This window comes from Marinobacter sp. bablab_jr008 (assembly GCF_016464145.1).
Classification (GTDB): Bacteria; Pseudomonadota; Gammaproteobacteria; order Pseudomonadales; family Oleiphilaceae; genus Marinobacter; species Marinobacter nauticus.
On record NZ_JACDWW010000037.1, the window covers coordinates 109,060 to 121,099 of the forward strand.

The 12,040-nt window shown below is 56.9% G+C and carries 10 protein-coding genes; 7 read left to right on the forward strand and 3 right to left on the reverse strand.

Features of this window, described 5'->3' with window-relative positions; all coding sequences use genetic code 11:
* Positions 1-48 precede the first annotated feature (48 nt).
* Together JIF53_RS02610 and JIF53_RS02615 are read left to right on the forward strand one after the other, a co-directional pair.
* The gene (locus JIF53_RS02610; protein WP_199451784.1) at positions 49-435 is read left to right on the forward strand and encodes a tautomerase family protein; all 387 of its coding nucleotides are present in this window, start codon (positions 49-51) and stop codon (positions 433-435) included.
* Between the two features lie 95 nt (positions 436-530).
* Entirely contained in the window at positions 531-1,064 is a 534-nt protein-coding gene (locus tag JIF53_RS02615; RefSeq protein WP_041656717.1) for a GNAT family N-acetyltransferase, read from the forward strand.
* 933 nt (positions 1,065-1,997) lie between these two features.
* Here JIF53_RS02615 and JIF53_RS02620 read toward each other — a convergent pair.
* Complete coding sequence (locus JIF53_RS02620) at positions 1,998-2,981, reverse strand: AraC family transcriptional regulator (protein ID WP_011784516.1); 984 nt, start codon at positions 2,979-2,981, stop codon at positions 1,998-2,000.
* 115 nt (positions 2,982-3,096) lie between these two features.
* Here JIF53_RS02620 and JIF53_RS02625 point away from each other — a divergent pair, with 115 nt between their 5' ends.
* The 5 genes from JIF53_RS02625 to JIF53_RS02645 all read left to right on the forward strand — a co-directional run bounded on the left by JIF53_RS02625 (position 3,097) and on the right by JIF53_RS02645 (position 8,365).
* Positions 3,097-3,915 carry an NAD(P)H-binding protein gene (locus tag JIF53_RS02625; protein ID WP_199451785.1) on the forward strand — a complete coding sequence of 273 codons (819 nt, stop codon included), beginning with the start codon at positions 3,097-3,099 and terminating at the stop codon, positions 3,913-3,915.
* A gap of 151 nt (positions 3,916-4,066) precedes the next feature.
* Entirely contained in the window at positions 4,067-4,768 is a 702-nt protein-coding gene (locus JIF53_RS02630) for a response regulator transcription factor (RefSeq protein ID WP_023011111.1), read from the forward strand.
* Between the two features lie 2 nt (positions 4,769-4,770).
* Positions 4,771-6,237, forward strand: coding sequence for a sensor histidine kinase (locus tag JIF53_RS02635; protein ID WP_011784519.1), 1,467 nt, complete (start codon positions 4,771-4,773; stop codon positions 6,235-6,237).
* 96 nt (positions 6,238-6,333) lie between these two features.
* The gene (msrB, locus tag JIF53_RS02640; protein ID WP_011784520.1) at positions 6,334-7,527 is read left to right on the forward strand and encodes a peptide-methionine (R)-S-oxide reductase MsrB; all 1,194 of its coding nucleotides are present in this window, start codon (positions 6,334-6,336) and stop codon (positions 7,525-7,527) included.
* A gap of 151 nt (positions 7,528-7,678) precedes the next feature.
* Entirely contained in the window at positions 7,679-8,365 is a 687-nt protein-coding gene (locus tag JIF53_RS02645) for a PEP-CTERM sorting domain-containing protein (protein WP_011784521.1), read from the forward strand.
* A 61-nt stretch (positions 8,366-8,426) separates the two neighbouring features.
* On the opposite strand, the gene JIF53_RS02650 is transcribed toward JIF53_RS02645, so the two are convergent.
* Both JIF53_RS02650 and JIF53_RS02655 read right to left on the reverse strand, forming a co-directional pair.
* Positions 8,427-9,635, reverse strand: coding sequence for an efflux RND transporter periplasmic adaptor subunit (locus JIF53_RS02650; RefSeq protein ID WP_011784522.1), 1,209 nt, complete (start codon positions 9,633-9,635; stop codon positions 8,427-8,429).
* Between the two features lie 27 nt (positions 9,636-9,662).
* Positions 9,663-12,038, reverse strand: coding sequence for an ABC transporter permease (locus JIF53_RS02655; RefSeq protein ID WP_011784523.1), 2,376 nt, complete (start codon positions 12,036-12,038; stop codon positions 9,663-9,665).
* Positions 12,039-12,040 lie beyond the last annotated feature (2 nt).

A 12,040-nucleotide genomic window follows, 5' to 3' on the forward strand; every position in this document is an offset into this window, starting at 1 on the left:
CTCCAAATCGACCACTGAGCCCAGGTGTTACACATTGCAGGAGGCATCGTGATAGTCATCTATGGAATCAAAGAACACCTTAACCCGATCAAGGCTCAGCTCTCTGAGGTCATTCACGGATGTATGCAATCCGTACTTGGGATGCCGGAAGACAAACGGGTTCATCGTTTTATCCCTATGGAAACCGAGGATTTTTATTATCCTGGTGGCAGGACACCCGCTTACACGGCCATCGAGATCAATATGATGCAGGGTCGAAATCCCGAGACCCAAAAGGCCCTGATCAAGGAACTCTTCAAGAAGATTGAGTCCGTGGTTGGCATATCACCCGTAGATGTTGAAGTCACGATCAAGGAGCAACCGCCACACTGTTGGGGCTTTCGTGGCATGACTGGAGATGAGGCGTGTGACCTCAAGTATTCAGTCAATGTGTAACAAGGCAATCAAATTCGTTCCGGCCCAAAGGCCCCCCACCGGAGGCCCTTTTCAGGGCGCCTTTTATTGCTGGCGTGAAGCACAGGGAGAGAGCGGTGTCATTGTTTGAAACAGAGAGGTTGGTTGCAAGGAAGCTATCCCATCAGGATGTCCCGGTGCTCACCGCAATGCTCAGTGATCCGGAAGTCATGAAATTCTCCGTTCGCGGAGTTTGCGACGAGGAAGCTACTCGAAAGTTCGTTGATTGGTGCCTTGAGTGTTACGCCTCTCAGGGAATAGGGCCATGGGCATTTTGTGAGAAGGAGTCTGGGCATTTTATCGGCTTCTGTGGCATTGGGCCTGAGTTGGTTGGCGATGTCGAAGAATTCAATCTAGGTTATCGGCTGGCGCGCAGGTTCTGGCACCAGGGGTATGCCACAGAAGCTGTAAAAGGTGTTCTCCAGTATGCTTTCGATCAAACACACCGCGAGTCGGTAATTGTTATTATCGAGCCGGAGCACACAGCCTCTGTTAGGGTGACGGAGAAGGTTGGGTTCAGAGATTATACGATTCGAGAATTCCATGCCCGAGCTGTGCGGGTATATCGAATGACGTGCGACGACTGGGCATTGCATAACAAGTTGTCGTAGTTCGTTTCAAGCCTGGCGGCCCTGCACCGGATACACTGCGCTCCGTAGTCGCCACTGAACCAAGGCGTTAAATATCAGCTGAATATGGGTCGCATACGGAAGTTTCTTCATGACGCTGGAAGGCTAAAGCCCTACTATCGATTCTGTTCAAATGTAGCTTCGGGTTCGGGAATAGTGATCGGTATTGGCCTATGGTACTTCACTTTGGTTCCGCTCTTGGCGACCTCGTTTGAGATTGATGTCGCTGAAGCAGCACAACCCGGCGATCCGACCGCATTCTTTGCGGTCACAATGGTTTTGCTATTGGTCGTGGCAATGATCATTTGCGTCCAGGGAGTCTTTTTGGCTCTGGTGTTACTTGGTCGCTTGAGGTTTGCTGATGTGATGTCGGTAATCTGGCGTTTGCGTTACCCTCGGAGTTGGGTCAATTATTAAAAAGCCGCGTCACTCGAACGGCAGTGGTGGGCGATAGCTTCGTTAAAGATATTAAGCCCGCAATGTGGTTAGGTCTTAAGGCTATCTGGTTGACCCAGGAAAATGCACCTCGGGGAACTGAGGTTCGGGTCTTCAAGAGCTTGCGAGACTTGTGCATGTAACCAGGTTGATGGCTACGATGCCGGCATCACGTTGATCTGGAATGCGCCCCTTTGGTTCCTATGCCACAAACTCTACGCACTAACTGGATGAAGAACGTGACTAAAACTCTGTATTTACTGCTGGTGTGTGTCTTGGTTGCTGGCTGTAGCAGCAAAGCCGTGTATGACAATGTGCAGCGAAACAACCGACAGGAATGTGTCAGTGTGCCACCCCCTCAGTATGATGAGTGCATCCAACGTTCCAGTAAGTCATACGAAGAGTACGAGAGGGATCGGTCTGAGGTACTCAAGTCTGAACCATAGAGCCGTGGGCGGGAAAGTCGGGCTCATTATGTGATTACCTTTCGCAGCCTTTCCGCCGCAGTGGTGGCACCCCGAAAACCCGCTTGTAAGCCCTCGAAAACGCCGCTTCGGATTGGTACCCCAGCTCTTCAGCCAGCTCAGTCAATGTCACGGGTGATTGACCAATTCTGAGACGCGCCAGGTTCATCCTCCATTCGGTCAGGTACTGTTTTACTGAAGTGCCTATCACCTCGGTAAACCGGGCGGAAAACCCGGAGCGGGACATGCCCGCGTGCCTGGCCAGCCGGCTGACTGTCCAGTCAGCCTCAGGGTGTGCGTGTATGGCCGCCAGAGCCTTGCCCAGTTTCGGATCTTTCAGCGCGCCCAGCCAGCCTTTGCTGGCTTCCGCGCTTGAGTTGATCCAGTGTCGTATGGCCTGAATCACGATGATATCTGCCAGGTGGGCCATCACTGTGACTCCGCCGGGTGATAGTGCGCGGGCTTCCTGCTCCATCAGTTGTATCAGCGTTGTAAGCTCGGCGGGCAGGGCGCCATCGTCGCCTTTGATGTGAATGCACTGTGGCAATTCACGAATGAGCTTCTGAGCCGCAATCTGGTCGAAGCCAAGCACGCCGCAGGTCAGTCGGGTTTCTTCTTCGCCCGTGCGCTGTTCTTCCGTGCCGGCCCCGCCATAGCGCATGAACTCAAAGCGGTCTGTCAGCCGGGTGACGGGAATATCAAAAAAGGGCTCGCACGGCTGATTGTTACTATGGGAGATACAGTGGCCTTCCCCTTTGGGTACCAGCGCCAGGTCGCCCGTTTTAAGGAGCAGGCTATCCTGGTCTTTGAAACGCAACCAGCAGCTTCCCTGGGTGACGATGTGAAACATCATTTTGCCCCCGAGCGGCGGCATCTCCATGCCCCACGGGCTAATCAGTTCGGCAGTCGCGTAGACGGTACCGTCCATACGAAGTGAACACAGCGTCTCGCCGAGTGGATCGGAGGTTGTCGGCATGCGCCGCTCAAGTTCAGGGATCATTGTTTCTCACGGGTTTTGGACGATCTGCAAAGTATAGTAGATAGAAAAGCATTAAGCATCAGTTTTTGTCCTCGTAAACTGGAACCTTCAGTGATCGTTTAACGAGGACCAAACCATGACATCAGAAGTCGTCGCTGTTGTTGGCGCCACCGGTAAGTCCGGTTCCAGGGTATTGGCAAAACTGGGTGAGATGGGGCTGGAGGCGCGCGGCCTGTCACGCTCTTCCCCTATCCCCTTCGATTGGGCAGACCGCAGTACCTGGGCCGCGGCACTTCAGGGAGTGCGTGCTGCCTACGTTACGTATTTCCCGGATCTCGCGGTGCCGGCGGCGGAAACGGATGTGCGTGCCTTTGTGGCGGAAGCTAAACAGCAGGGTGTGGCGCACCTGGTGTTGATGTCGGGGCGTGGAGAGGCCGGCGCACGGCGGGCAGAACAGGTACTGGAAAGCAGCGGGTTGGACTGGAACGTGGTTCGCGCCAGCTGGTTTATGCAGAACTTCAGTGAAAGCTTTATGCTGCAGGGCCTGCAGGCGGGTGAGCTGGTGCTCCCCAGGCCCAACGCCAGAGAACCATTCATCGATGTGGATGACCTGGCCAGTGTGGCGGTAGCGTCGCTGACCAATCCCGCATTGAAAAACCAGGTATTGGAAGTTACCGGTCCGGAGCTGCTCTCGTTCGAGGAGTGTGTGCATGCGATTGCTGCGGCCACTGGCCGTGAGATCCGGTTTACGCCGTTACCGGTGGAGGCCTATCTGGATGGCGCCAGGGCGCTGGGTATGGCAGACGACATGGCGTGGCTGATCAACGAACTGTTTGTGAACATTCTTGATGGCCGCAATGAAAGCACCACTCAAACGGTTGAAGAAGTGCTGGGGCGGCCTGCGCGCCGGTTCAGAGACTATGTCACTGACGTTGTGCCTACGGGGGTGTGGTGATTGGGTGATCGCTTGCTTGAGGTTCGATATTGTCTGTGTCCGGAGTTTATGAAGAAGTTTATGGTTTTGTGAACTTTCCACGATAGACTCAGAGGACTGACGATAATACTGGATTGACAGCCAGTGTTGACCGAAAGGAGCCCTCAGCTGCATGCCGCGCACGGTATTGATAATCGAAGACAATCCCGGTATCGGCGAACTGGTCCGCATGCAGGTATCCGACCTGGGCATGACAGCGGTTCTTCGGGACCGGGGCGACAGCGGCCTGGCGCGTTTCCGGGACGGTGGTATTGACCTGGTGATTCTGGACCTCATGCTTCCGGGCCTGGATGGCCTGGCGGTGTGCCGGGAAATACGCTCCAGTGCGGGTTATGTGCCGGTGCTCATGCTGACCGCCAAGAGCACCGAGCTGGACAGGGTGCTGGGGCTGGAAATGGGGGCGGATGACTACCTCACCAAGCCTTTCAGCGTGGCGGAACTGTCCGCTCGCATCAAAGCTCTGTTCCGGCGGGTGGACGCGCTCTCCCGGAAGAACTCACCCGAAGACGACGTGGCGGAGATCGAGGCGGACGGGCTGCGGATTGATCCGGTTCGACGCCGGGTCTTCCTGGAGTGCCGCGAGCTCGATCTGACCGCCCGTGAGTTCGATCTTCTGTGGCACTTTGCTTCCCATCGTGGCCGGGTTTTCAGCCGGGCCCAATTGCTGGATGCCGTCTGGGGGTACAATCACGACGGCTACGAGCACACCGTAAACACCCATATCAACCGCCTGCGTAACAAGATTGAGCCCGATCCGGCCCAACCGCGTTACGTTCAGACGGTCTGGGGGGTGGGCTATCGGTTTATGGATTAACCATGGGCCTTTCCGTGCTTCGAACCCTGTATGCGAGGCTGGCCATTGGTCTGTTCCTGCTGCTGTTGGTGGTGGGCGGGCTATTTACTTTGCTGAGTCTGGCCTCGGTCAGGGAGTATTCGGCTGCCGTTAACCAGCAACTGAACCGGAATCTGGCGCAGAATCTGGTTTCTGACCGAAACCTGGTCACCGATGGCCAGTTGAATCGGGATGCCCTGAAGCAGCTGTTCGAGCTGTATATGACGATCAATCCCAGCCTTGAGATTTACCTGTTGGATACCGATGGGGCCATTCTTGCCTATTCCGCCGATCCGGACCGAATCAAGCGCAATCGGGTATCCCTCGGACCAATCCAGACACTGCTCGAAAACCCGGACGCCTATCCTCTGCCGGGGGACGACCCTCGTAGTCACGATCGGCAAAAAGTGTTCTCTGTAACCCCTGTTCCCTCGGCAATCGACCCTGCCGGCTACCTTTATGTGGTTCTGAGGGGCGAAGAATTCGACCTCGCGGAGAGCATGGTTCACAGCAACCGGTTGTTGCAGATGGGCGCAGGCGCCCTGGCGGTGAGCCTGCTCGTGGGGCTCCTGGCCGGGTTGGTATTCTTCCGAATGTTAACGCGGCGGCTGTCCCGGCTGACTGAACGGGTGGAGTCGTTTGAAAGGGAATTGTCCTCTGAGCAGAGTCCTCCACTGGTCGAGAAGGGCGACGACATTGATTACCTGGCCTCTCGGTTTGATCTCATGGCGCGCCGCATTGTGGCGCAGCTGGATCTCCTGAAGCACAAAGACGCCCAGCGTCGACAGCTGGTTGCTCAGGTGTCTCACGATCTTCGAACACCGCTGGCGTCCATTCAGGGCTACCTGGAAGCGCTGCGGATGAAGCATGAGACCCTGGAAGCCGAGGAGCGAGGCCGGTTCCTGGCGGTGGCCCTGTCAGAAACACACCGGTTGGGCAGGCAGGTTGAGGAGTTGTTCGAACTGGCCGCCCTGGATGCCCGTGAAAAACAGCCGGATATCGAGCCGTTTGTCATGGCTGAGTTGCTCTACGACGTCGTTCAGAAGCATAGGCCTGCGGCAGAACGAGCTGGTGTTGAGCTCACCATTTCGGCGACAGAGACCGAGAGCGTGCTGGCGGATATCGCGATGACAGAGCGGGTTCTGGACAATCTCATCAGCAATGCCATCGACCATTCTCCGCGGAATACAAGAGTCATACTCACGATGTCAGTACGGGATGGTGGAGCAGAGATCACTGTTGCTGATGGTGGGCCTGGCATCCGCAAAGAAGACCTTGGCCAGGTGTTTGACCCCTTCTACCAGGCCGCCGGAGCCGAACGCACCGGCCATGCAGGCCTGGGACTTGCGATCGCCCAGCGCTTGGTCGTCCTGCAGCAAGGCAGGCTCTCAGCGCACAATGCGAACGGTGCTGTCTTTACCCTCTGGCTACCGTTAGCTTCCTCCAGCTAGCTTTCCGCTGCGTTATAGATTTGTGATAGTTGCTGAACGTTTTTGTGAATTCAGATCGCTAGGCTGTGATTATGGATTCAAGCGAGGAGAAGTGTCATGAAACGAAAAGTTATAGGCCTGTTTTCCGCCCTGGCGCTGGTTTCCGCCGCCGGTCTTTTTGCGGCACAGGTGGCAGCAGAGCGAGTGGATAGTGCAGGTAATGCCTATGCACCGGATGATCCGGATCTGGCCGTGGCGACCTTTGCTGGCGGCTGTTTCTGGTGCGTGGAAGCCGGCTACGAAAAGATTCCTGGTGTTGTCGAGGCAGTGTCTGGCTACGCTGGTGGAGAAGAAAAAAGTCCGACCTATAAACAGGTCTCTTCCGGGCGTACAGGCCACACTGAAGCCGTCCAGGTATATTACGACCCGGACAAAATAACCTATGAGGGCTTGCTGGCCGGCCTCTGGCGAATGATGAATCCGACCGACCTGGAGGGCCAGTTCGTTGACCGTGGTCGGCAGTACCGGCCCACCATTTTTTACCACAACGAGGAGCAGAAGCGCTTCGCAGAGGCGGCAAAGCAGGCACTGGAGGCTTCCGGCGTCTATGACAAGCCGGTGGTGATCCCCATTGAGCCGCTCAAGAGATTCTATCCGGCGGAGGAATACCACCAGGACTACTACAAGAAGAATCCGGTCCGCTACAAGTTCTATACCTTCAATTCGGGGCGTTATCAGTTTATTGAAGAGGTCTATGGCGAGGATTATGAGCTGGACTTCTCGCGCTATCAGCCCAATAACGGAGTCAATGACTCGATGCCTGCGGAGGCCGATCCGACAGAAGCGGCGGCAAGTGGGGGTTTTAACCCCGAACGTTTTCAGAAACCGGATGACAAGACTCTTCGGCAGCGTTTGACGGAAATGCAGTATGAGGTCACGCAGGAGGATGGTACTGAACCCGCCTTCAACAATACCTACTGGGACAACACCAGGGCGGGGCTTTATGTGGATGTCGTTTCCGGTGAGCCGCTGTTCTCCTCACGGGATAAGTACAAGTCCGGCACCGGCTGGCCGAGCTTCACTCGCCCGATTACGCCAGAGGCAGTGGTAGAACGTGAGGACAAGTCGTTTTTCATGACCCGGACGGAGATTCGCAGTGCCCATGCTGATTCTCATCTGGGCCATGTCTTTGACGATGGTCCGGCGCCGACGGGATTGCGCTATTGTATGAATTCCGCAGCCATGAAGTTCATCCCGCTGGAGCAAATGGAAGCCGCGGGGTATGGCAAATGGATCGACGCTGTCGAGTAAGATTGCGCGATAATAGCGTCGGAATAATTTACATAACTGGCTTTCTGTTCTAATAAAGGTGTTTTATATCAATAAGATATAAATAGGCACGCTATGTGCTTCCTTGCTGGCAACGTCATTATCTCTGGAAGAACCAAATAAGGAAGTACAGATGAACAAGTTGGGCAAAGCGCTTTCTGTTGTTGTAGTGTCCGGGCTCGCTAGCGTTGCCAACGCGGGTGTTATTGAAACCGTATCTGGCTGGAATGGCTCCAGCGAAATAGCCGCCTTCGGTGAATCTAACAGTGCTACGTACGGACAAACCTTCAAGGTGGGCGGTTCTGAAACCCAGCTGGATAGCTGGACGTTCTTCCTGAACGACAGAGTGAACCCCGATTACGTGGACTTTGCTTTCTATGTAATGGACTGGGATGCTGCCACCACCCGCGCGACCGGCTCCGTGCTTTTCCAGAGTGCCGCTGTGTCCTCAACCAACAACGGTGGTCTTGATGGTATGGAAGAGTTTACCTTCAACACCGGCGGGTTGAATCTTGTCGGGGGTAACGACTACATCGCGTTTATCAGTTCGACCGGCTTGTTCGATGGCCAGACTGGTACCGCCTATGCAGGCTCCCTGCGTGACGAGTCTGCCTATCTGGACGGTGGCTTTTTCTGGCAGAACAACGGCAATAGTGCCGGTACCTGGGATACCCAGAGCTGGAGTTCCGGGTCGAACTACGGCGACCTGGCGTTTTCAGCCTCCTTCTCGTCCGCCGCGAAAGTGCCTGAGCCAGCCAGCCTTCTTTTGCTCGGCCTTGGTCTGGCTGGGCTGGGCTTCTCGCGCAGAACGAAAGCCTGATCCCATTGAAGACGGACGCCGGCACACTATGTGCCGGCTTCGTTCCATTCAGGGGGTTGCGTTAACGCACCCGGACCTGATCGCCGTCTTCCAGGCCACGGCCGGGGTGCCGGACCACCCGAACGCCCTCCTGCAGTCCCTGCGTTACCTGGGTCATTAAACCGTTGGATGGTCCTGTCGTGACTGTCTGGTGTCTAGCCGTTTCGCTCTCAACCATGAAAACCGCAGAAGCGCCGTTGTATTCGAAGATAGCTGAGGTGGGTACCTGCAAGGTGTCTTCGCTTTGCCACAGGATAAAGTCAGCGTCCACCCGGTAGCCGTCTCCCAGCTGTCGCCACTGCTCCCGTGGGCTGACCATATCGGCAATAACCTGAACCCGTTGTTCTTCCACGCCCAGAGCGGATACATCCTCAAACCCGATAGGCTCGATACGACGAACCGTTGCTTCCAGTACCGGCCCGCCCCAGCCACTCAGTCGCACGCCAAGGCCGGGTTCCAGTTTGACGGCATCAAAACTCAAGACCTCGACCACCACTTCCAGAGCGCCAGGGTCTCCGACCTCCAGTATCGGCTCGCCGGCCTGGATGACGCCCTCGCTCTGGCGAACCAGAGCCAGAACCGCGCCGTTAACCGGAGAGCGCACGGCGACCCGCTCGGCAGGTTTCTGACCATTGGAGGACGCGGTTGAAATCTGCAGCCGGGTTTGAGCGGCGGCCAGTTCATGGGCGGCCACCTCTTCATCAAAGCGGGCGGAACGCAGGATTGCCTGTGCCCGGGCTGCCGTGGATTTCGCCTGTTGTAACTGTTCGGTGGAGACAAAGCGGGATTCTTCCAGAGCGAGCAGGCGCTGGTATTCATTCTGAGCGAACTCAGCATCAGCCTCCGCCGCCTGAACCTTTTGCTGGATGGATTGAAGTGCTGCCTGGGCGGCGGCTGCCCGAGCCTCGGCTTCGGCGCGGGTCCGGGCGTCCAGGATGCTGGCGGGCGTCGGGTCCACAAACGTCAGTAGCTCCCCGGGAATCACCGCGTCGCCTACGTCCAGCTGAACCCGGTGAATATAGCCGGCCACAGGGGAGGAAATCAGATAGCGATCTTTGACCCGGGTTTTGCCCTCTTCAAGAATGGTCACTTCCATGGGGCCGCGCTCGACGGGGGCAAGGTCAACCCAAACGGGCTCTGGCCGCAGGATAAGCGCGAAGACGATGGCGGCTACTGAGGCCATCAAAAGCCAGAAGGCCCATTTTCCTTTTGAGATGCGTTGTGTCGCCATGTTGGGTCCCATGTGAGTGTGTGTGCATTATTCCCGGGTTTTCAGAACCGCGACAAGGTCCAGTTTACGAAGTCGCCACCAGGTGATGAAGCCGGAAATCAATGCCGACAAAATGACCACGTTGGCCGCCAATGCCAGGGTTTGGCCGGTCAGGACCAGGGGAACGCGATAGAGTTCGGTCTGCATCGCGGTAACCACAAAACTTGCCAATCCAAAACCAACCGCCCAACCCAGAGGAATTCCCAGTAACAGCAGTATGGCCAGTTCTCCGAGCAGAATGTGGGCGACTTCGTTGTGGCTGTACCCCAGTACTCTCAAGCTCGCCAGGTCTCGCCCTCGTTCGGCCAGGGAAATCCGCGCGGTATTGTAGATCACACCAAAAGCGATAATGCCGCCGAGCAGGCTGATGATGAAGGTGTAGGTCAGGAAGGTGCGCGCGAGAGTCTCGAAGAAGCTGTCGAGCATTGCCTGTCGCAGATTGGTGGCCATCACTCCCGGCGTATCCCGGAGTTCCTGGTAGACGGTGTTGGTTTGCTCCGGCGCCAGATTCATCAGCATCTGGTTCACTCTCGGGCCTTCACGCAGCGCCTTGTTCATGGCGGTCAGATTCATGTAGGCGCCCACACCGAGGAACTCGCTGGTAACGCCAGCCACCGTGAGGTCCAGTTCCGGGCGTCGGCCTTCCAGCACTCGCACCCGAACTGTGTCTCCGGTCTCAACATTCAGGGCCTTGGCCAGAAAGTCGGTTACCAACAGGCCGGCAGAAGGAATGGCCACGTTCTCCAGATCCTGGTTAACCACAAATTGCAGTTTGGCGTCCCGGGGCAAGCCGGTGAGCACCGTGCGCCATCTGCGGTGTTCGTTAACCAGCTCTACGGTAACGGCCCGGCGTCCTTCGACGTAACGCACACCGGATTGGCGCGCCATTCCGTAAAGTGCGGTCGGGTTGACCGGGTCGGTGAGTGTGGCGGTCAGGTCCTGCTTCTGCACCCGGGCGAATTGGGTGTGCACCATCAGCGAAACAGAGCTGAACTGAAAATTGCCCACCACCACGATGGCCGTGGCCATGGCAATGCCAAATACCGAGAGGGCGGTTCGGCCTGGCTTGCGGGCGAGCTGCCTGACGATCATGCGTGAAGGCTGATGAAAGCGCACCCAGCCCAGCAGCCGTTCGGTAATGGTAATCCGGTATCGGGCGGGGCTCTCGGGCTGCATGGCTTCCGCCGGGGGCAGGGCGGCCGCAGCGCGGATGGAGCGCCAGCCGCCGAGCAGTGCAACTGCCATGCTGATCAGGGCCAGTAACGCCAGCCACCAGGGATTGATTCGGAACAGTAGCGAAGGGAAGCGGTAGTAATCCATATACAGCTCTCCCAACCGATGCCCCAGCCAGAGGCCACTGGCGCAGCCGATGGCAAGCCCGGTAAACGCAATGGCCAGCACCAGTTGGCTATAGTGCCAGCCGATCTGGCCATTGCTGTAGCCGAAGGCTTTGAGAATGGCGACGATTTCCCTCTGGGTACTGATCAGGCGTGTCACCACCACATTGAGCAGAAACATGGCGACGCCCATAAAAATGGACGGAAAGATAATCGCCATGGCCTTCAGCTGCTCGAGCTCGTCACTGAGAAAACGGTGTGAGAACTGGTCAGCCCGGGCGAACGCACCGGTACTGCCGTAGCGCGCCAGCAACCGGTCCAGTGGGTCGATCACATCTTCCACAGGATGCCGCGGGTCGATCTGCAGCACCAGACTGTTGAAGGCACCCCGCATGTCCATGGCGGCGGCCAGTGCTTCCTGATTCAGCCAGAGCACGCCAAAGCGCTGATAATCCGGAAGCATGCCCCCCGGAGGTATCACGTAGATGAATTCCGGCGACTCGACAATGCCCACGATTTTCAGGGTTTGTTGTCGGCCATTGATGATGGCGTTGAAACTGTCGTCCAGAGTGAGCTGGTGCGCATCCGCGAAGCTGCCAATGATTGCGACTTCATTGGCGTGGGTGGCGCTTGGCAGTCGACCTTGCCGGACATACAGCTGGTTTACCTCGGGTTGGCCGGCCGGAGGAACAGACACCAAGTGGGCCGACACAGGTTCATCGTAATCGGGGAGATTGAGCTTTGCGGCGCCTTCCACCCGGCCGCTCAGGCGGGTCACACCCGGTAGCTCGGAAACCGTTTGCAGCACATGGCGGGGGGCCCGTTTTACCGAAACGAAAACATCAGCAAACTGGTGCTCCTGATAGTACTGATCCCGGGTGGCTGTCAGGGAGGAGTAATTGACCAGAGACATCAGGCAAACCGCGATCCCGCCCGCAATCACCAGCGCGATCGCCAGCAGCTGGCCGCGCATCTGCCAGATTTCCCGTCTCAGTTTGGTGTGCAGTACGCTCGGCCCGAAAATCATGG

What these genes read in the sequence shown, in the direction of transcription:
- JIF53_RS02630 (WP_023011111.1), top strand. Translation starts at nt 4,067, where the DNA reads ATGCCGCGCACGGTATTGATAATCGAAGACAATCCCGGTATCGGCGAA.
- msrB (WP_011784520.1), top strand. Translation starts at nt 6,334, where the DNA reads ATGAAACGAAAAGTTATAGGCCTGTTTTCCGCCCTGGCGCTGGTTTCC.
- JIF53_RS02635 (WP_011784519.1), top strand. Translation starts at nt 4,771, where the DNA reads ATGGGCCTTTCCGTGCTTCGAACCCTGTATGCGAGGCTGGCCATTGGT.
- JIF53_RS02655 (WP_011784523.1), bottom strand. Translation starts at nt 12,038, where the DNA reads ATGATTTTCGGGCCGAGCGTACTGCACACCAAACTGAGACGGGAAATC.
- JIF53_RS02625 (WP_199451785.1), top strand. Translation starts at nt 3,097, where the DNA reads ATGACATCAGAAGTCGTCGCTGTTGTTGGCGCCACCGGTAAGTCCGGT.
- JIF53_RS02650 (WP_011784522.1), bottom strand. Translation starts at nt 9,635, where the DNA reads ATGGCGACACAACGCATCTCAAAAGGAAAATGGGCCTTCTGGCTTTTG.
- JIF53_RS02620 (WP_011784516.1), bottom strand. Translation starts at nt 2,981, where the DNA reads ATGATCCCTGAACTTGAGCGGCGCATGCCGACAACCTCCGATCCACTC.
- JIF53_RS02645 (WP_011784521.1), top strand. Translation starts at nt 7,679, where the DNA reads ATGAACAAGTTGGGCAAAGCGCTTTCTGTTGTTGTAGTGTCCGGGCTC.